The sequence below is a fragment of the Pseudomonadota bacterium genome, from assembly GCA_026388215.1.
Taxonomy (GTDB): Bacteria; Desulfobacterota; Syntrophorhabdia; order Syntrophorhabdales; family Syntrophorhabdaceae; genus JAPLKF01.
Genome location: JAPLKF010000010.1, coordinates 1 through 20386 on the forward strand (window position 1 = coordinate 1; position 20386 = coordinate 20386).

Annotated in this window: 24 protein-coding genes and 1 pseudogene; 22 read left to right on the top strand and 3 right to left on the bottom strand. The window is 41.8% G+C overall.

Annotation, left to right across the window (positions count from 1 at the left end; all coding sequences use genetic code 11):
* The coding region (locus NTU69_00615) for a cytochrome b/b6 domain-containing protein (GenBank protein ID MCX5802033.1) at positions 1-413 on the bottom strand (413 nt) is incomplete at its 3' end.
* The gene (locus NTU69_00620) at positions 410-2074 is read right to left on the bottom strand and encodes a cytochrome c3 family protein (GenBank protein ID MCX5802034.1); all 1665 of its coding nucleotides are present in this window, start codon (positions 2072-2074) and stop codon (positions 410-412) included. The genes NTU69_00620 and NTU69_00615, both read right to left, overlap by 4 nt.
* 192 nt (positions 2075-2266) lie before the next feature.
* On the opposite strand from NTU69_00620, the gene NTU69_00625 reads away from it, so the two are divergent.
* The 6 genes from NTU69_00625 (at position 2267) to ftsY (ending at position 5751) form a co-directional block, all read left to right on the top strand.
* On the top strand, positions 2267-2464 hold the full coding sequence (locus NTU69_00625; protein MCX5802035.1) for a twin-arginine translocase TatA/TatE family subunit: 198 nt from the start codon (positions 2267-2269) through the stop codon (positions 2462-2464).
* A gap of 94 nt (positions 2465-2558) precedes the next feature.
* A complete protein-coding gene (locus NTU69_00630) occupies positions 2559-3524 on the top strand; it encodes an L-threonylcarbamoyladenylate synthase (protein ID MCX5802036.1) in 966 nt (321 codons plus the stop codon).
* 40 nt (positions 3525-3564) lie between these two features.
* Entirely contained in the window at positions 3565-4041 is a 477-nt protein-coding gene (locus NTU69_00635) for a hypothetical protein (protein MCX5802037.1), read from the top strand.
* 8 nt (positions 4042-4049) lie between these two features.
* Complete coding sequence (locus tag NTU69_00640; protein ID MCX5802038.1) at positions 4050-4286, top strand: hypothetical protein; 237 nt, start codon at positions 4050-4052, stop codon at positions 4284-4286.
* Positions 4256-4819, top strand: coding sequence for a hypothetical protein (locus NTU69_00645; protein MCX5802039.1), 564 nt, complete (start codon positions 4256-4258; stop codon positions 4817-4819). Before NTU69_00640 ends, NTU69_00645 begins: the two co-directional genes overlap by 31 nt.
* Positions 4820-4842: 23 nt before the next feature.
* Positions 4843-5751 (top strand): signal recognition particle-docking protein FtsY, encoded by a 909-nt coding sequence (ftsY, locus tag NTU69_00650; GenBank protein MCX5802040.1) that lies wholly within the window; start codon positions 4843-4845, stop codon positions 5749-5751.
* A gap of 45 nt (positions 5752-5796) precedes the next feature.
* Here ftsY and NTU69_00655 read toward each other — a convergent pair whose 3' ends face one another.
* Positions 5797-8364 (bottom strand): cation-translocating P-type ATPase, encoded by a 2568-nt coding sequence (locus NTU69_00655; protein MCX5802041.1) that lies wholly within the window; start codon positions 8362-8364, stop codon positions 5797-5799.
* Positions 8365-8560: 196 nt separating this feature from the next.
* Between NTU69_00655 and NTU69_00660 the strand changes: the two genes are divergently transcribed.
* The 16 genes and pseudogenes from NTU69_00660 (at position 8561) to NTU69_00735 (ending at position 20381) form a co-directional block, all read left to right on the top strand.
* The gene (locus tag NTU69_00660) at positions 8561-9190 is read left to right on the top strand and encodes a DUF502 domain-containing protein (protein MCX5802042.1); all 630 of its coding nucleotides are present in this window, start codon (positions 8561-8563) and stop codon (positions 9188-9190) included.
* Positions 9160-9888 carry a twin-arginine translocase subunit TatC gene (locus NTU69_00665; GenBank protein ID MCX5802043.1) on the top strand — a complete coding sequence of 243 codons (729 nt, stop codon included), beginning with the start codon at positions 9160-9162 and terminating at the stop codon, positions 9886-9888. The genes NTU69_00660 and NTU69_00665 overlap by 31 nt, the downstream gene beginning before the upstream one ends.
* A 118-nt stretch (positions 9889-10006) precedes the next feature.
* Positions 10007-10576 (top strand): DedA family protein, encoded by a 570-nt coding sequence (locus NTU69_00670; protein MCX5802044.1) that lies wholly within the window; start codon positions 10007-10009, stop codon positions 10574-10576.
* Positions 10566-10787 carry a hypothetical protein gene (locus tag NTU69_00675; GenBank protein MCX5802045.1) on the top strand — a complete coding sequence of 74 codons (222 nt, stop codon included), beginning with the start codon at positions 10566-10568 and terminating at the stop codon, positions 10785-10787. Before NTU69_00670 ends, NTU69_00675 begins: the two co-directional genes overlap by 11 nt.
* Before the next feature lie 213 nt (positions 10788-11000).
* The gene (locus NTU69_00680) at positions 11001-11870 is read left to right on the top strand and encodes a lytic transglycosylase domain-containing protein (protein MCX5802046.1); all 870 of its coding nucleotides are present in this window, start codon (positions 11001-11003) and stop codon (positions 11868-11870) included.
* Positions 11871-11983: 113 nt separating this feature from the next.
* A complete protein-coding gene (locus tag NTU69_00685) occupies positions 11984-12361 on the top strand; it encodes an NADH-quinone oxidoreductase subunit A (GenBank protein MCX5802047.1) in 378 nt (125 codons plus the stop codon).
* A complete protein-coding gene (nuoB, locus tag NTU69_00690; GenBank protein MCX5802048.1) occupies positions 12319-12831 on the top strand; it encodes an NADH-quinone oxidoreductase subunit NuoB in 513 nt (170 codons plus the stop codon). Before NTU69_00685 ends, nuoB begins: the two co-directional genes overlap by 43 nt.
* A pseudogene (locus NTU69_00695) lies at positions 12825-13235 on the top strand (NADH-quinone oxidoreductase subunit C). Before nuoB ends, NTU69_00695 begins: the two are co-directional and overlap by 7 nt.
* An 87-nt stretch (positions 13236-13322) precedes the next feature.
* Positions 13323-14399 carry an NADH-quinone oxidoreductase subunit D gene (locus NTU69_00700; protein ID MCX5802049.1) on the top strand — a complete coding sequence of 359 codons (1077 nt, stop codon included), beginning with the start codon at positions 13323-13325 and terminating at the stop codon, positions 14397-14399.
* 91 nt (positions 14400-14490) lie between these two features.
* Positions 14491-15462, top strand: a complete 972-nt coding sequence (nuoH, locus tag NTU69_00705) for an NADH-quinone oxidoreductase subunit NuoH (protein MCX5802050.1) — start codon at positions 14491-14493, stop codon at positions 15460-15462.
* Positions 15463-15628: 166 nt separating this feature from the next.
* Positions 15629-16078 (top strand): 4Fe-4S dicluster domain-containing protein, encoded by a 450-nt coding sequence (locus NTU69_00710; GenBank protein MCX5802051.1) that lies wholly within the window; start codon positions 15629-15631, stop codon positions 16076-16078.
* On the top strand, positions 16078-16584 hold the full coding sequence (locus NTU69_00715) for an NADH-quinone oxidoreductase subunit J (GenBank protein ID MCX5802052.1): 507 nt from the start codon (positions 16078-16080) through the stop codon (positions 16582-16584). Before NTU69_00710 ends, NTU69_00715 begins: the two co-directional genes overlap by 1 nt.
* Positions 16581-16907 carry an NADH-quinone oxidoreductase subunit NuoK gene (nuoK, locus tag NTU69_00720; protein ID MCX5802053.1) on the top strand — a complete coding sequence of 109 codons (327 nt, stop codon included), beginning with the start codon at positions 16581-16583 and terminating at the stop codon, positions 16905-16907. Before NTU69_00715 ends, nuoK begins: the two co-directional genes overlap by 4 nt.
* Positions 16908-16910: 3 nt before the next feature.
* Positions 16911-18383 carry a monovalent cation/H+ antiporter subunit D family protein gene (locus tag NTU69_00725; GenBank protein ID MCX5802054.1) on the top strand — a complete coding sequence of 491 codons (1473 nt, stop codon included), beginning with the start codon at positions 16911-16913 and terminating at the stop codon, positions 18381-18383.
* A complete protein-coding gene (locus NTU69_00730) occupies positions 18380-18634 on the top strand; it encodes a hypothetical protein (GenBank protein MCX5802055.1) in 255 nt (84 codons plus the stop codon). The genes NTU69_00725 and NTU69_00730 overlap by 4 nt, the downstream gene beginning before the upstream one ends.
* On the top strand, positions 18627-20381 hold the full coding sequence (locus tag NTU69_00735; GenBank protein ID MCX5802056.1) for a Na(+)/H(+) antiporter subunit D: 1755 nt from the start codon (positions 18627-18629) through the stop codon (positions 20379-20381). Before NTU69_00730 ends, NTU69_00735 begins: the two co-directional genes overlap by 8 nt.
* Positions 20382-20386: the final 5 nt, after the last annotated feature.

Below are 20386 nucleotides of genomic sequence, written 5' to 3' on the forward strand. Positions count from 1 at the left end.
CCTGTGATAATAATGACAGGCATAAGTACAAGCATAACGGAAAGGTATGTAAGTTTTTGGAGGGGATTAAATTTTTCATCTATGGATGGCGTGAAAGGATTTTTCATACCCCTAAACATATAAAATATATAGAATAAGGCCCGTTTGGGCATACCTTTAACATCTTTTATGTGAATAAAATAATACCTCTTCAATCCACCGCTCAAAAGGTAGTAGAAAAACCAAAAGATGTAGGAAGCGAGCAGGGCAAAACCTAAATACTTATGAAGTGACACAATATGACCGTACTTGAGGAATAGACCGCTTCCGAGGATTCTCAGCTCTATCCCCGTAATGGTAAGCGTTATGATAATTAGGGCATTTATCCAATGCCATATTCTTACTGGTAATGGATACAGGTAAGGCCTGCTCATCGTTTAAATATAACCCTCGCTACTGTGTGCATTATAATGAGAAACAGGACAATAATTATAAGCGCAATCCCTGATATGTCAATCCATTTAAAGCCCAGTTCCTTCATGTATTCGATACGCTCTTTCTGTCCCATCTTAAACAATTTGTTTAAATCTTCTGTTTTTATCCTCTCCTCTCCCAGAAGACATATATCAATAAAGGTGGAGACGGGGAATGCCGATAATATTGTACCTTTTATTGGTATATAAACATGCTGTCCCTTTTCCGGCAGGATAAGGAACATCGAGTCGTAGAAGGGGGCGTGTTCAGAATGGCATGTTGTGCATACCCTTTCTTTTGATCTTTTTACGGAATGATCGTGATAGACCTTTGTAACAATAATAGAACTCCCTATAAACAGGTCTTTTTGCAATTTCTTTTTTAGTTCAACAAAAAATGTTGCCAGCTCCTCTGAGATAATGGTACCATCCATATCCTTGTCAATAAAACCTTTTATCTTTACATCCTTGCCATATATGTTGGTCAAATCATCATATGTGAGTGCTACGTCCTTATCGCCTTTTCTAATGCCAAAATATAACACGATACTTTTTGTAGAATTTGGGCTATGACAGGTGGAACACTCAAGGTGGTCAAAATGCATGATGGTATTGGGTAGCCATTTATGTTTGTTGATATAATCTTTATGGCATCTTGAACAAACCGTAAGCCGTTCCTTTGAATCAAACTCTTTATATGCTTTTATGCTATGAGGATTATGGCAATCAGTACACTTTGTAGCACCCTTTTTTGCATGGGGGGTGTCCTTGTAAATTCCATACAACTCATCATGGCAGCTGATACATATGCTGTCATTAATATGCTTTTGAGAGATATGGCAGTCATAACATTCAATCCCCTTCTTTCCATGCACCGTTTCCTTGTATTTCGTTATGGAGGGAAGTTTGGGAATGAAAATCTTTGATTCAATGGGAATTTCATAGGAGATAATCCCTGAGAATTTCAATCGTGCATCACTAAATAGCCCTCTGTCTGTATGACAGTTTTTACAGGCTATTGGTTTTTGGGTAATTCCGTGCACACTACCCTTTGAATAATATTTTACATCTATTCTATATGCACCTTTTAGATTTTTTGAGAGAAATGTTTGAATGTTATCCCATTCCCCCCCGTCTATCATGTTGTTGCCATCAAGGTCAAATGTCTGCCTTTTTACCGCTTTACCTTCTTTTATATGTATTCCAACCTCGACCTCGCTCGTTACCGCTTTCCCGTGACACGCAATGCACTCCAACACACCCAAGTGCTTTTCCCTTGAAGGCAACGATTTATGTGTAATAGTTGTGTGGCATGACGTGCAGCCCTTCGTTTCTTTATCGAGGAAATGCACATCGTGACAACCCTTGCAGTCAAGCCTTTTTGCTTCGTGAATATTTTTGCTGTATATCTCTGTAATCTCTTTGTGACACGTCTCACATGATGGCCTTAAAAGCTTTTCTTTGTGGGGGATAGAACTTATGTCATCATGGCAATCGACACAGGAAATACCTCTATGTGCAAAGCCTTTATAATTATTATGGCACTCAAAACAGTCTTCCGATTTGATTGTACTATGTAAAGACAGGGGAATTAATAAAAGGATCAGTAGAACGACTCCCACAATGTTGATGCTAACAGAAGAGGTATGCCTTGTAAATAGTATTTGGGGAAACAGGGCTAAAATGCCTCCCTTAAAATGTACTCTTACATATATATGGTACATATTATCACAAGGAAGTTTTTTGAAGTAATAAAATTTAACTCTTTGACTATGATAATCGAAAAGTGATATTTCTATATTAGGAGGTAAAACATGTTTGGTCTTGGTATGCCTGAGCTTATAGTAATAATGGTTATAGTCCTGATTATCTTTGGGGCAGGCAAGCTTCCAGAAATAGGAGGGGCAATCGGGAAGGGTATAAAGAGTTTTAAAAAATCAATGAAAGAACCCGATGAGATAGACATTACACCAAAAGATGACAAGGATAAAGAAACACCCGAGAAACAGTGAATAGCAGTTAGTAAAAGACTATTCACTTCGCGGCCTTCACCAATTTAAGACTTTAACACTTGATAACTTCTCTATATAAGAATAAAATTCTCCCATGGAAATCCTGAACGGTTTTGAACCGACGTCGATAGAAAAAGCCGTTGAATTGTTGAGGAGAGGAGATGTCGTTGCCTTTCCTACAGAGACCGTTTACGGTCTTGGGGCAGATGCACTAAACCCTTATGGAGTTGCAAAGATATTTGAAATTAAAAAGAGACCGAGGTTTGATCCACTTATAGTCCATATTGGCGAGAAAGATTGGATATTTAAGTTTGCGGAAAACATTCCTCCAGAGACCACAAGGTTAATTGACAAATTCTGGCCAGGTCCACTGACGATAATTCTAAACAAAAAGGATGTTATACCTGATATTGTAACTGCCGGTCTTCCAACTATGGGTATGAGGATGCCATCCCACCCAGTAGCACTAAACCTGATAAGGGCCTTAAGAAACCCTATAGCCGCGCCAAGCGCCAATCCTTTTGGATACATGAGCCCTACAAAGGCGGCACATGTTGCAAAAATGTTCGAAAATGAACTGTCATTAATACTGGATGGAGGTAGTAGCACGTTTGGTATAGAATCTACAATAATATCAATTAAAGAAAACAAGATTTATATCCGAAGACATGGGGCTGTGAGTCTAGAGGAGCTTTCTGAAATAGCAGAAGTTATACATGAAGAAAAAAAGGATGGCCAATGTGAGGTGCCAGGTGAGTTGCCATATCACTATGCCCCTCATAAACCATTAAGGATTGTGAGTTTCCCTGGTGAAGTAAAAATAGCCAACTCCTCCCTTCTTGCATTTAAAAAAACTGAAAAAACCCCTCTATCAAAGTACGTAAAATACCTATCTCAGAGGGGTGATATGAGAGAGGCAGCCGCAAACTTCTTTTCATACCTTATAGAATTAGACCGTGAAGACGTTGATATTATTTATGCTGAGAAGATACCAGAAGTGGGTCTTGGTAAAGCCATGATGGAACGGCTAAAGAAGGCAGCAAAAAATGTAGGAATATAACCCGTTGATAATTTTGATAATTCGTGCTAACTTAATTTGCATGAGAAAGAAGATATTAACATATTCAGTTTTTCAAATAATACTTGATAACATTGGTTTTTTTAATTGCACGGGTATTAAGCGTAACAATAAAATAATATACAATATCAATAAGTTAGAGGCACTTCCCTACGACTTTTTCACAGCTTTTCCACAAAAATTGTGGAAAACTGCAAAAACTCCAATCTTTTTAAAAACATGCTCTATTCTGCTCTGTATGCTTGTTCTCTATTCCTGTACTTATCTAAAGAGTACCAAAAAGGCAGGCAACCCTGCTTTGGAAAATACTGTGATATCCATGAATGAAGAAGAAGTGAAAAAGAAGCTTGGAGAGCCGGACATGGTAAGCAAAACACCTGACAACCATATTGTATGGACATATAGGCCTTCATGGAAGATTATGCCAAATAATAAAGATACTATTTATATTGAATTCGAGGACGGTAAGGTTATAAAAATAATTAAAGCGAAAAAGTAAGGTGAGCCATGATATGTGAAAAATGTGCAAGTGAAATCGAAACTGTTGTATGTAAAAACTGTGGCGGGACTGTAATAAGGCTTGGTCCTTATTGTTATGCATGCGGAGAGGAGTTTGAGGAGGAACAAGAGGAAACAAACGATTTTTCTGACAGGACACTTTGCAGCGACGGGACATGCATTGGCATCATCAATGAACAGGGGGTTTGTAAGATATGCGGAAAACCCTATACACAGGAATCGTAATAACCACTTTTCTTTTCTTTTTTGCTTCGTGCTCAAGGCCCTATCTCATCTATTCACAGAACATGTTTGTTGGAAAAGAGCTCTTTAAGCAAAAAGAGTATGAAGGGGCAAAGAAGCACTTTCAGGAAGCGTCAGAAAATCAGAAAGACTCTATCTCCCTCACGTATCTTGCAATAGTAAGTTATAAAATGAACGATATAGAAAATGCGGAAAGACTTATAAAGGAAGCTGAGAAGATGAATGACAACATTTACTATTTACGTACCATCGGTTATAAGGCAATTATTTTATTAAATAAGGATAAAAAGGCAGGACTTTTGGCCCTAAAGGACTACCTGGATTATTACAAACACCATTACCCGCTTATGACTATACAGGAGATTGAAAAGATATGGATGGAAGGGACAATAGACATGGGTAATCTTGAGACACTTATGGAAGAGCAAATATCATGGTATGAAGATGAGATGGAACAGTATTTAAGTACTGGAACGGGTTTTTATGATGCAATTTCGGGTAGTGATAGACCTTAATAGAAACGATTGTGTGACCATAAATGGGTATATTTGATAAGATAAAAGATGGTTTATCCAAAACAAGAGATCAGTTAGTAACAAGGATAGAATGGGTTATAAAAGGAAAGACTATAGATGAAGGCGTGTTTGATGAGATTGAAGAGGCTGTAATTCTCTCTGACGCAGGGCTTGAAACTACCGAACTTCTCATAAATTCCTTAAAAGAAAAATGGAAAAGGGGTCAGATAAAAACTTCTGATGATATTGGCTTGGCTATGATAGAAGAAACAGAGAAGCTTCTGCTACCCGTTGAGGAAGCCATGGTAATAGATAGCAATCGGCCCTTTGTAGTACTCGCACTTGGTGTAAACGGTGTGGGCAAAACAACCACTATAGCTAAAATAGCCAGCATGTATCGTGATTCAGGAAAGAAGGTCATGCTTGGTGCCTGCGATACATTCAGGGCAGCAGCGGTTGAACAGCTTGAAGTATGGGCAAAAAGGTTGGATATCGATGTGATAAAACAAAAGGAAGGTTCAGACCCTGCTGCAGTAGCCTATGATGCAACAAAGGCTGCAAAGGCAAGGGATATAGACATACTGATACTTGATACAGCAGGCAGGCTACACACAAAGGTAAACCTGATGGAAGAGATGAAGAAGATAAAGAGGGTTGTTGGCAAAGAAATAGATGGAGCTCCCCACGAAACCATGCTTATTCTTGATGCAACGAACGGACAGAATGTAATTGCCCAGGCAAAAAAATTCGATGAAGCACTTAATATAACAGGTATCGTGGTCACAAAACTCGATGGAACAGCAAAGGGTGGTTTTATCCTGCCTATCGCCCATATATTGAAGATTCCGATAAGATTTATAGGGGTTGGTGAAAAGCTCGACGACCTCGTGCCTTTCAATGCAAAAGATTTCTCTAAAGCCCTCTTCAAATAACTCTCAGGGATTATAAAGATATCAAGATTTAAGATTTCTAAGATTCTAGGGCATTACAAGCCTTGAGCCCTTGAACCTTCTATTTAACATCTTAAGTACCTCGAACCACATTATACTCAATACACCGGCACCCAGACAGATTGTTAGGTCAACGGGGTGTAGTTTGGAAAAACGGAATAAATCACGCAGGAATGGAAAGTAGAGAACCATCCCGAGAAAGAGAAGTGTGCCACCCACAACCCACCATAATGCCTTATTCGGCGCTTGTAGCGTAGAAATTATTGTACGTGACCATGAGCGATTCGTTAATATTAACCCGAGGTTTGCAATTATCAGGGTGCAAAATGTTAATGCCCTGGCATCTAATTCACCCTGCCCACGGTACATAGCGATATAAAAAACGGCAAGTATAATTAAAAGTACAACTACCCCCTGGAGGATGCATAAGGCTAAAGTCTTAATGCCAAATAGTGATTCTTTTGGGTTTCGTGGTGGGTGGTTCATTATGCCTACCTCATCAGGTTCTGCTTCAAAAATAATTGAACAGGCAGGGTCAATAATCAATTCGAGAAACACAATGTGGACAGGTAAGAGGACAAGTGGCCAGCCCAATAGAACAGGGATTAGAGACATGCCTGCTATCGGTACATGAATAGCAAAGATATAGGCAATTGCCTTTTTCAGGTTGTCAAAGATTCTACGTCCTGCCTTCACAGCCTGCACTATGGACGAGAAATCATCATCAAGTAGGACAAGCGCTGATGCCTCCCTTGCCACATCTGTGCCGCGTCCCCCCATGGCAATGCCGATATGCGCTGATTTTAAGGCAGGTGCATCATTTACACCATCACCTGTCATTGCTACAATTTCACCGTTCGCTTTAAGGGCATTGACAAGCCTTAGCTTTTGCTCCGGGACTGCACGGGCAAAAATTGTTGCAGTCCTGATACGACTTTGGAGGGTTGGGTCATCCATGCTATAGAGCTCTGGTCCGGTGATTACATCGCCTGTATCCTTAAAACCTATTTGCTTTGCTATCTGTCTCGCAGTGTCGGGATAGTCCCCTGTTATCATTATGACCTTTATGCCAGCGTTGTAACATTCTTGGATAGCATTTGTGACAGCAGGACGAATTGGATCAGCCAGTCCGATAAGCCCTAAGAATTCAAAAGTAAAATCATGCTGCTTCCCGGGCAGGGCGATCTGTTTGAATGACGCCTTTGCAACGCCAATTACCCTCAATCCATAATTTGCCATATCGCCAACGTGTGTGAATAATGACCGTTTCTGATTCTCACCAAGATGACAGAGGTCGATGACTGATTCCGGAGCACCCTTGGCAGCTATGACATAGTCCTGTCCATCAGGTGATTTCCAAACATGTGAAAGGGCAAGCAGGTTTTGTGATAAAGGGTATTCCCGCACAAGCTCCCAGTTATAGTGGAGGTGTTCGGTATTAGAGAGGGTATTTTCGCCTAATTCCTTTAAAGCCCTCTCCATTGGATCAAAGGGATCCTTTTGGCTTGCCAAAATACCGAACTCGACAAGTTCATGGAAGATCTCGGGCAGCGGTTCTTTTTTAATGTTGTTTATGTCGTATAATTTTCCATCAGAAAAAATTTTTGCCACGGACATCCTGTTCATAGTAAGAGTGCCAGTTTTATCCACACACAACGCTGTTGCCGAACCCAACGCCTCAATTGCAGGCACACGTCTTGTGAGCACCTGTTTTTGAGATATACGCCATGCGCCTAAGGCGAGAAAGATTGTGAACACCATCGGGAACTCTTCCGGTACAATCGCCATAGCAAGGGTTATACCTGCAAGAAATCCGTTAAGCCAGCTGCCCCTTGTTAACCAGTATATGATTACTACAAATGTACACAGAGATAAGCCAAAAAAGGCAAGGTTACGGACAAGCCTCCCTGTTTCTATCTGTAGAGAGGTCTTCTCGGGCCCAACAGTTTGCAGCACCTTGCCAATTTTCCCTATCTCTGTTTTGATGCCAGTAGTCTTAACTTCTGCAACACCATACCCGTGCACCACAAGGGTTCCAGAATATACGAAGGGTAGATCATCACCGCCAGGGTGCCCCATCTCAATATTGCCTTCACAATCGGTTTTTCTCACAGGGGCAGATTCACCCGTCAGCAGCGACTCATCTACTGAAAAATTTATGCATTGAAGGAGCACAGCATCTGCTGGTACACGGTCACCCTCTTTGAGGATTATAGTGTCACCGCGTACCACTTCCCTGCCTGCAATGCGTTTTTGCTTGCCATCCCTGATGACGAGCGCACGCGGGCTGGATAAATCCCTCAGTGCTTCAAGGGCACGCTCTGTTTTTCGCTCCTGATAGAATGTGATACCGATGACAACAAATACAAAAAAGAGTAGCATCATTGCATCGCGCACACCACCCAATATAAGGTAAATGACACCACCAGCTATGAGAAGGAGAAACATGGGTTCATGCATAACCTCTAATATAATAGTAAAAATACTGCGCCTTTTTGTGGAGGGGAGCTCGTTATACCCTTCTTTCTTCAATCTATCAATCGCTTCCTGCTCCGAAAGGCCGGATATTATTTCGATGTTAAACTTATCAGGCATGGGGATATTCCCCCATGATAAAACATTTAGTCCGGTTCATAATTTGTATCCTTTGCATTAAGATTATAGAACAAAGGGTCAAAAGTAAACTCGATTTTTTAAGAGGAAGGGAAACAAGCTGTACCGCGTGTGGTCAAGAATAAAAAATGATTTCCCTTTTGACTTTATCGGTATTCGATTGTACTATTAAACAATTATGGGTATAGCAAAGCATTTGAAAAAAAAGTTTGTAACAGGTCTTTTGCTCCTTATACCGCTCCTGGTCACTATTTATATAATCTATCTTATTGTTTCATCGTTTGACGCAATAATCTCCCCTATTATAAAGAATGTTACCTTAAAAATTATAGGCAAAGAAATCTACATCCCCGGGACAGGTTTTTTCTTGTTTATTATAATTGCTTATATTACGGGCATCATAGCATCCAATTATATCGGGAAAACATTGCTTTCTTATGGCGAGACACTGTTAAGGAAAATCCCATTTGTTAAAGGTATATATAGCTCTGTTAAAGATATGACGGATGCCTTCTCATCAGAGAAGAAAAGGTCGTTTAAAGAGGTTGTGCTTGCCGAATTTCCCCTAAAAGGTAGATACGCCATAGGCTTCATCACAAAACGCACAAAGACTGGAGAAGGAAAGGGCATATGCTCTGTTTTTATACCTACAACGCCAAATCCCACATCGGGGTATTTGATTTTAATACCTGAAGAGGAGTTGATATTTTTAGATATGCCGGTTGACGATGCACTTAAGTATATAGTGTCGCTCGGTACTTCTCAGATTGAGCTCCCATGGAAAGAGAAAAAATCTTCTATTTCTTAACAGGGCTAAAAAGGTTTACTTATAAAGCCCTTATATTTGTTGCAATATCAAGCATAATCAGCTTTATCTATTCGAAGGAACTTATACAACTGCTCCTGAGGGTGGTTGGTATTAAGGTCTATTATCTGAGCCTTCCAGAGCCTCTGTTTTCATCTGTTGAAATAGCTATCTACGCAGGTATTTTCTTTGCACTGCCTGTTATAATTTATTTAGCCTTGCATGAATTTGGCAATGTCCTTGGTTTAAAATTAGTGCAGGGATATATGTTTGCCTTCTTTTCTATACTGCTCTTTTATGTCGGTAGTATCTTCTGCTATTTCATTGTGCTACCATCAGGTATAAAATTTCTCGTTAGCTATGAGAGCAGTACCATTAAAGCAATGATATCTCTTGAGAGGTTTGTCATATTCTGCACAGCCATGATGTTTGCCTTCGGCATTACCTTTGAGGTTCCCGTTATTCTTCTGGTTCTTGGTAGAATGGGAATATTAAAATCAAAGACCCTTACAAAAACGAGAAGGTTTGCTATACTTTTTATCGCAATAGCCTCCGCAGTAATAACACCCACGCCGGATATTTATAACATGATGCTTCTCGCAGTGCCAATGTACATTCTTTATGAGATTGGCATTCTTCTTATGAAAATAGGGGAAAGAAGGGATAAAAATGCGCGAAGACCTGACATTATGGCAGGATAGCACAGAAAATTATAAATGCTTGTTGACCAATTTATAGAAACATATATAGAATGTAACAACAAACGGGACTGATCCCGCCCTGCGGGACTGATTGCAGACAGCTAAAAGTTATAGAAATATGGAAGCATATATAGCAAAATACGGTTATATTGGAATTTTTATCGGTACCTTTTTGGAGGGAGAAACAACTGTTCTGCTAGGGGGGATCTTTTCTAAGCTCGGCTATATGAATATAAATAGAGTAGTACTGTGGGCTTTTATGGGAACCTTTGCTGGTGATTGCACGTTCTTCTTTCTTGGAAGGATTTTTGGTAGAAAGCAGATTGGAAAATACGAGTTTCTCAGCAGCAAGGTCCCTTTAGCAAATAAAATAATCCAGAAATACGGTAATTTCATAATATTTATTTTAAGGTTTTTGGTCGGCATAAGGGCATTAATTCTATTACTTTTAGGTTGCACAGATATGAAGAAAACCAGGTTTATCCTGTTCAGTATCTTGAATTCCATCCTATGGAGTATTATTGTCTCATTCATTGGTTATCTGTTTGCCAATGTTGTATATGTCTTTGTACATGACATAAAAAAATATGAAGAGCTTATAATACCAATCATACTTGTTTCAGTGACCATATTCATATTGGTATACAGACGTATTATGAAAGAAAAGGAGAAGTCATATGGAGATTGATGAAAAGCTTGTGAGAGAACTCAAAAAAAAGTTTGAGATTGAGATGAACAAAAGAGAGGTTGAGATTATTGAACACTGGAGAAGAGAGCTTGAGAATATATATAAGAGAAGGTACGAGAGCTTGGGTTCTTTACAGGTTGACATTAAAGGTCTTTTGGAACGTATGGGGAACAGGGCGACAATACTTAACAAAATGGTGAGGGAAGCATAATAAAATAGTGATTGGTGAATAGTGAATAGTGGAAAGTACAAAGCAATAAATGCCAGGCAACGAGTAATACACCCATTGCTCGTCACCAGCTGCTCATTGCTTATCTTTACTCTAATGTTATTTTTCACCTTCTGCTCTTACGGAGGTGCGCAGGTTGCCCAGAAGAAGAGCATTGCACCTGAGAAAAGGATAGGGGATCTTGAGAAGGAAGTTATGAAATTGCAAAGAGAGGTTGATATTTTTAACCTCGATGCCCTACCTGAGTATCTTACGTTATGTGATAAAAAGATACCCATATACAGGGAAGATGTGAGGGAAAGGTTCGAGAGGGAATTTTTTCAGTTACTCGAGAATAAGGGCCTATTAACGATTGTAGTGAAACGGTATTTAAAATATGTGAACATGATTAATGAAGAGATTCAGAAGATGTCTCTGCCATCTGACCTTGTTTATCTTGCAGTTACAGAGAGCTACCTCAATCCAAGGTCTGTATCAAAGGCAAATGCAGCAGGTATGTGGCAGTTTATAAAAGAGACAGGAAAGCGGGAAGGATTATATGTAAGTGACAATATAGATGAGCGATATAACATGAAAAAGGCAACGAGGTCTGCATTGACCCACCTGAAAAAGTTATACGGGGAATTTGGAGATTGGCTTATTACGATGGCGGCATATAATGCAGGCGCAGGCAGGCTAAGAGAGGCCATTGAGAATCAGAACACCAGGGATTTTTTTGAGTTGTTTCTACCGCAGGAAACCGAGAGGTACATATTCAGAATCATGGCATTAAAAGAGATTATCCTGAACAGGGAGAGATACGGAATAAAAATAGATGAGAAAGATCTGTATAAACCTGTCCAGATTTATGAAATTCTTATCGAGACGGGCAAAGAGATACATGTGTCTATTCTTTCAAAGTGCATGGATGTGCCATTTAAGACCTTCAGGGATAATAACCTGCATTTAAAAAAATATAGATTGCCGAGGGGGTTGTACAGCATAAACGTACCTTATGAGAAATGGGAGACATTTCTGAAAAGGCTCAAGGAATACCCGTATATCAGCGTTATTCGTGAAAAATAATACAAAAAAAGCAAGTAATTACACATATATCAGCGTTATTCGTGAAAAATAATACAAACTATGCGTTTTTATATTGACAATTGTTTGTCGATAGTTAAATATTATTAGCCGTTATGAATACTCTGACAGAATTTTATTACGTACTCATTTTTTTAACAGTTGCAGTTTTATTTACCATAGCCCCTGTTGTCATTGCCTATCTGATCTCTCCACGGACAAGAGGAAAAAAGACGCTTGCTACGTATGAGTGCGGGATAGAACCCTTTGGCGGCGCATGGATACGCTACAGCGTTGTTTATTACGTCTATGCTTTAATATTCATTGCCTTTGACGTGGATATACTGTATCTGTTTCCTGTTGCTTTGAGTTATACGAAGGGTGACAGGACATATGAATTCTATTCGTTACTTATCTTTATTCTTATTCTTGCATTTGCAATTATTTATGCATGGGGGAAAGGGGTTTTTACCTGGAAACGAAGGATCCAATAATAAAGTTTGCCATTGCCGAAAAGTTTCTCAATCTCGCAAGGGCCAATTCTCTATGGCCTATGACCTTCGGGCTTGCCTGCTGTGCCATCGAGATGATGGCCACGGCCATGGCGCGTTTTGATATAGACCGCTTCGGTGCAGGGATTTTCCGGGCATCACCGAGACAATCCGATCTCATGATTGTATCAGGCACGGTAACAAAAAAGATGGCGCCTACGCTTGTGACCCTCTATGAACAGATGCCTTCCCCCAAATGGGTAATTGCAATGGGTAATTGCGCCATATCGGGCGGCCCTTTTGTGTTTGAAGGACAATATAATCTGATAGAAGGTGTTGACCTCCTGGTGCCTGTTGATGTGTATATACCCGGATGTCCTCCGAGGCCGGAGGGGCTGCTTGAGGGGCTTATGAAGCTTGAAGAGAAGATTACGGGTAAGAGAAGGTTCCCTACTCCTGAGGCAAAATGGTAGAAAAGGTTAAAGAAGCTTTAAGGATAAAGATTGCTGATATCAATATTACAGAAATCTCCTATGCAGAGAGAGGTTATCATCTGTCCATTGAGGCACAGAAAGGGAACATCGTCAGTGTTGTCGAGCTTTTTGAAGGCAAAGGGTTTTATCTTGCAGACTTATGCTGTGTCGATTATGTAGATTACCTCGAGCTCGTCTATTTTTTTAATCATCACAAGGAATTATGCCGTTCCAGGGTAACGTTGAAGGTTGAGCCCAACAAACCAGTGGCTCCGACGATTTCCAATATCTATACGATGGCACACTGGTATGAACGGGAGATCCATGAATTCTTCGGCGTCTATTTTGAAGGTCATCCGAATCTGACATATCTCTTCCTGCACGATGAGATCAACCATTATCCGCTTCGAAAAAAGCAGGTGCCCGTGCCTGCAGACGATAAAAAATTGCTCAATTCTTTCAAACCCGAGGAAGAGGAAGATACTTTCTTTATGAATCTGGGCCCCCAGCACCCGAGTACACATGGGGTCTTGCGGGTCGTTCTGAAGATGGACGGCGAATATATCCTCAGTGCAGAGCCTGTACTGGGCTATCTCCACAGAATGCATGAAAAGATGGCAGAGAATAGAAGCTATCTCCAGTTCCTTCCCAATCCGGCAAGGATGGATTATCTTGGGGCGCTCAATTTCAACCTCGGACATGTGACGGCTGTGGAAAAGCTCTGCGGCATCGAAGTCCCGGAACGGGCTCAATACATAAGGACCATCACCTGCGAGCTGAACAGGGTTGCAAGTCACCTCCTCTGGGTCGGTGCATTTCTCGCGGACCTTGGTGGATTAACACCCTTCTTGTATGTCTTCGACGACAGGGAAAATATTCTTGATATCCTGGAAAGCATTACAGGATCGAGACTCACCTACTGCTATTTCCGTTTTGGCGGACTCTATAATGATATTGACGACACGTTTATCGAAATGACAAAAAGGTTTATTGAACGGATGCAGGGGCGTTTCGGGATATATGAGAAACTCATCACCAAGAACGTGATCTTCATCAACAGGGTTAAGGATATAGGTGTTCTGGAGCAAGGCAAGGTACCCAAGTATGGGTGCTCAGGACCAGTCATCAGGAGCACTGGCATCCCCTTCGACATAAGGAAGGTTGAACCCTATGCAGCATATGACAAGATCAATTTTGAGATTCCTACCGGTACATCCGGTGATAATATGGACCGGTACATGGTCCGGATAAAAGAGATGGGAATAAGCCTCCGCATTATCGAGGAGGCTATTAAAAAACTCCCCTCAGGACCATTTAAAGCTGAGAAAGTGCCAAAAAAGCTAAAACCGCCTAAGGGCGATGTTTATCATACCGTGGAATCACCGCGGGGTGAAACCGGTGTCTATATCGTGAGCGATGGGAGCGATACGCCTTACAGGATGCGATGGAGGGTGCCTTCATTCTCGAACCTGATGACCTTCCCCTCTCTTGCACAGGGGATACTCATCGCAGATGCCATTGCGACCCTGGGGAGTTATGATATTGTTATTCCGGAGATAGACAGGTGAAGAAGGCAATGAAGAATTATGAATGTAGAATGAAGAATTTCAAAAGGAAGCAAAGCTAAGGGCTGATAGCTAACAGCTGAAGGCTTAAAATATGAATGAGATTATAGATATAATAGGTAAAGAAACGGCAAGGACAATTATCGGTCTTGTCGGGGTCATTATCCTTGTAGTGATTAATGCCCTTATACTCACATGGGCCGAACGGAAGGTTGCAGGACATATGCAGCGAAGGATAGCTGCTAAAGAAGTGGGTCCCTTCGGCCTCATTCAGCCCATCGCAGATAGTCTCAAGCTTCTTGGAAAGGAACTTCTCACACCTGTAAATGTAGAAAGACCGTTGTACTTCCTTGCCCCTACCTTAATATTTATTCCTGTCCTTGTATCTTTTATCGTTATCCCCTTTGATGCATGTTTGCAGGTAAAGGATATTAATGTGGGGATACTGGTGATTCTAGCTTTTTCATCTTTGTCGACGCTTTCGATCCTCATTGCAGGATGGGGTTCAAACAATAAATATTCCCTCATCGGAGCGGTGAGAAGCGTGGCGCAGAATATTGCTTATGAGATACCGCTTTTGCTCTCGCTTCTCTCCATTGTGATAATTGCAAGTTCCCTTTCTTTGAGAGACATAGTGGAAGCTCAGAAGGGTATGTGGTTTGTCATCTATCAGCCCTTTGCATTTCTTATCTATTTTATTGCCGGTGTGGCCGAAACGAATAGAACGCCTTTCGATCTGCCCGAGGCAGAAAGCGAGCTTGTTGCCGGTTTCCATACGGAGTATTCGGGTATGCGCTTTGCCATCTTTTTCCTTGCCGAATATACGAACATCATGATTATCAGTGCCATTGCGACGACATTTTTCCTTGGCGGTTATCTTGGACCGGTTCTTCCCGGTATCGTCTGGTTCCTTATAAAAACGTACTTCCTTGTCTTCGTTATCCTCTGGTTCCGCTGGACATTCCCGCGAGTCAGGTTTGATCAATTGTTGAATTTCTCCTGGAAGATACTGATACCTGTTTCCTTTGCGAACTTGCTTGTCACAGGAGGGATCCTCAAATTATGAAACTAAATAATGACCAATTACCAATCACCAATAACCAGATAATTACCAATCATCAATCACCAATAACCAATCATTTCTGGGATGATATATCACGGCTGTTGAAGGTGGTGTTGTTTGGTTATTGTAATTTGGTCATTGGTTATTTTTCAGGGGTATGTTGAGGCTTATGAGATACGTTCTGGATATCATAAAGGGTGCTATTTCGCTCCTCGTCGGTATGGGCGTGACCATCAAAGCCTTCTTTAGTCCTGTTGTCACGGTCCAGTACCCGAGAAAGGTCATAAATATTACGCCCCGATTCAGGGGCCACACAAAACTTGTGGCAGACAGCGAAAATCCGGACAGGCCAAGCTGCATAGTGTGCGGCATGTGTGTGAAAAACTGTCCGTCCGGCTCGATAAAAAAGGTGGAAGGCGAAAAGAAAGAAGGCGAAAAGAAAAAGACCGCCACAGAATATATATTAGATTTTACAACCTGCAGCCAGTGTGGAATATGTGTTGAAACATGCCCTGTTGACGCACTTACCTTCTCGGCGGATTATAACCTTGCAGGTTTTAAAAGGGAGGATTTCCATTTCGACCTCGTGAAGGAATTTGAGGAGAGGAAGACAAGGTAATGAACTTTGCTGAAATAGTATTTGTCCTTATTATGTTTATAACCTTTATAGGTGCCCTAATGGCTGTTTTATCAGGCTCAATCATCTATGCAATGATTGGACTTGTAACCGCAATGTTCGGCATTGCTGGACTCTATGTGTATCTTAATGCACCTTTTCTCGCAATGATGCAGATTCTCATATATGTCGGGGCTATCTCAATCCTTATCGTATTCGCTATAATGCTTGCCGGTCCTCTCTACAAGAGACCAAAAGAATGGACCACCTTAACAAATTTTTTTGTGTCCCTGATTGTCTCACTTTTTTCTTTCTTTGTACTTTTAAAGATTATAATGCGTGCATTCCTAACAGGAGGGAGAATTGATGCCTTCGCCATATCAACAAAGGATATTGGCAGGGCCCTCTTTGACAAGCTTACCCTTCCATTTGAACTTATTTCGCTTCTCATTGTTGTAAGTATTATCGGTGCGATCATGCTTGCCCTTTTCTCGAAGGAGGAAAAATGACAGAGGTATTTTTTTACAACAATCTCTATACATACCTTTTTGTCTCATTGTTCCTCCTTTGCTGTGGGGTATTGGGTGTTTTATACAGGAGAACCCTGATAGGCATGCTCGTATCCGTAGAACTCATCATGAATGGGGCAGGCCTGAACCTTGTTGCCTTTAACAGGTTTTCTTCGCAGGACAACCCCTACGGGATGATATTTACCCTGTTCATCATGGGAATTGCAGCAGCAGAAGCAGCTATTGCGCTGGGTATCATTATCTTAATATTTAGGAAGTACAAACATATAGAAGGCGGAGAAATAAAGGAGATGAAAGACTGACGTATGCATATTGAGAGTGCAAGACCACTTCTACCGATTACTATCATCCTCCTTACATCCATTCTCATTCTCATATCGAGGAAAAGACAGAATATAAGGGAATTCTGGTCTGTCGCCGGCTCAATCCTCACATTCATCTCCGTGGTAAGCATGGTCCCTGCTATACTGAATGGTAATAAAATCCTCTATACCTTGTCTACCATAGCCCCCGGTATCTCCTTAAATTTTAGAGTAGACGCCCTTTCTTTAGTTTTTGGAATTATATCTTCCTTTTTATGGATATTTGCAACCTTTTACAATATAGGCTATATGAGGTCCCTTAAAGAACATGCCCAGACACGGTACTATACCTGCTTCGCTATCGCAATACTTGGTGCACAGGGGGTTTCTTTTTCTGGAAGCCTCTTTTCCCTTTATCTCTTCTATGAAGTTATCACATTATTTACCTATCCTCTGGTTGCCCACCATCAGGATGAAGAGGCATATGAAGGTGGGAAAAAATATATCGTGTATCTTATGGGGACAGCCAAGGGGCTTCTTTTACCTGCTGTCATTCTTACCTATGTATTCACAGGGACCCTTGATTTTGCCGATAACATAACCAAGGGAGTTTTTACAAAAGGTGTAGATAATGTCTGGATCGTTGTAACGTATGTGCTATTTATCGCTGGATTTGCCAAGGCTGCTATAATGCCCCTTCATAACTGGCTACCTTCTGCGATGATTGCCCCGACACCTGTGACCGCCCTTCTCCATGCTGTTGCCGTTGTGAAGGCAGGTGTGTTCTGTATCTCAAGGGTCATGCTTTCAACCTTTGGCATAGAGCTCCTACATAGGCTGAACCTTGGTATATGCACCGCATACTTTGTGTCATTCACAATCCTGGCCGCATCCATTATAGCGCTGACCAAAGATGATATAAAGGCGCGGCTTGCATATTCTACTGTAAGCCAGCTTTCATATATAGTCCTCGGTGTAGCGCTCCTTGATAGTTCAGGGGTTCTCGGTGGCATCCTCCATATTGTGAATCATGGTTTTAGTAAGATCACCTTATTCTTCTGTGCAGGCGCTATATATGTTGTGACGCATAAGAAAAGGATTAGTGATATGGAAGGCATTGGTTATGCAATGCCCTTCACAATGGGGGCCTTTGCAATAGCATCCCTGAGCATGATTGGGGTACCGCCGGTTGCCGGATTTGTAAGTAAATGGTATCTACTTAAGGGAGCCCTGGGAATTCATAACCTAATTATTGTAATCGTCCTTATGGTAAGTTCAATACTTAATGCAGGTTACTTTGCCCCTATTACATTTAAGGCATTCTTTCAGGGCAAAAAGGTTGGGTGGACAAAGGGGGATATAAAGGAAGCGCCGGCCACAATGGTGGTCCCAATCGTGATTGCCTCTCTTATATCTGTTGCGCTCGGTCTTTTCCCGCAGTTCTTTGTAGGTCTTATCGGGAGGTTGCTGCCATGAATGTCCTTAAATATATTGAAGCATTAAGACGGAATATGAAAACGTTGAACATAGTTCTTATCGTCTATCTCGCAGTCCTTGCACTCTACGATGTTGCTCTGCGCCTTACCGAGGCGCACGGACACTACTGGATAGATACATTCCCGGCCTATTGGACTATATTCGGCGGCGTGGGTTGCTTTATTCTTATTAAAGTCGCCAAGGGCATAGCGCATCTATTTCTCTCAAAGGACGAGGACTACTATGGATAAGTGGATACACCCGGCCCTCTTCTATCTCCTTGGAAGTCTCTTGATTCCCTTCGTAAAAGGGAAAGCGAAGAAATTCCTTACCCTTCTCATCCCGATCCTTTCCATCATCGACGTTGCCTTCATGAAGACCGGTACATACGGAAGCGTAAGTTTTCTCAATATGAACCTTGTCTTCGGCAGGGTCGATAAGCTGAGCCTCGTCTTTGCCTGGGTTTTTGTCATCATGGCCCTTCTCGGTGCCATCTATGCACTCCACGTGAAGGAGAACGGGCACCATATAGCGGGTTTTTATTATGTGGGAAGCTCCCTGGGCGCCATCTTTGCGGGAGATTACCTGACACTTTTTATCTTCTGGGAGATTATGGCATTCTCCTCGGTATTTCTCGTCTGGTACCGCAGGGAAAAACGCTCGATTGATGCAGGATTTCGGTATCTCCTCGTTCACGTCTTTGGCGGACTCCTCTTCTTTACCGGCATGATGCTTTACTATGCCAAAACGGGCAACCTTGTTTTTAACAGCATACTCCCGGCTAATGCGGGTCTTCCGGAATACCTAATCCTTGCCGGATTCTCCCTTAATGCTGCCGTGCTTCCGCTTCATGCCTGGCTCCCCGATGCATACCCTGAAGCGACGGTGGCCGGTGCAGTATTTATGTGTGCCTTCACAACAAAAACGGCCGTCTACGTCCTGGCACGAGGGTTCGCCGGATTTGAGATACTTGCAATCCTTGGCACTGCAATGACCGTGTACGGTGTTTTCTATGCCGTCATTGAAAACGACATACGGCGTGTTCTTGCATATCATATCATCAGCCAGGTGGGTTACATGGTAGCAGGGGTCGGTATAGGGACCGAGATGGCTGTCAACGGGGCATGTGCCCATGCCTTTGCCCATATCCTTTACAAGGCGCTCCTCTTTATGGGTGCCGGTTCGGTCCTTTACATGACGGGAACTGCGAAGCTTTCAAAGCTTGGCGGCCTGTATAAATATATGCCGCTTACGATGATTTTCTATATTGTCGGCGCCATATCGATCTCCGGTTTCCCGCTTTTCAGCGGATTCGTGAGCAAATCCATGATCGTTGCCTCTGCCCATGAACAGGGAAGGCTCTGGCTTTTGACGTTCATGAATCTTGCCGGTATCGGTACCTTCTTATCCGTTGGTTTGAAGGTCACCTACTTTGCATTTTTCGGAAAGGAATCCGCAATAAAAACAAAGGAGCCTCCGAAGAGTATGCTCTGGGCAATGGGGCTCACATCGTTTCTCTGTTTGGTTATCGGTGTCTATCCGAAGCTGCTCTACAATCTTCTTCCATTTCCTGTGGAGTATCATCCATATACATTGCCCCATCTTTCTGAAACTTTGCAGATTCTCTCTTTTACAGGGCTTGTCTTCTTCCTCCTTGTGGGGAAGCTCACACCCGAGGATAAGATAAATCTCGATATGGATTATATATACAGGAAAGGTACAGGGCTTTTTATGAAGCTCGATGAAAGGGTGATAGGCCCTTTGGATACCCTGTGGGGCGAGCTTTATAGAATACTGGGTCTTAGACTGCTTTTTAAAAATGCAAGTGTGTCTGATGGGATTGACAGGAAGGTCATTGATGGGATCGTCGACGGTTCAGCAACCACAGTAAGGGGGGCTGGCTCGTTGGTACGGAGGCTTCAAACAGGAAAAATTCAGGCATACATAGGGTTCTCTTTATTAATATTTTTTCTTATTATATGGCTAATTTTAACCTGAATGTG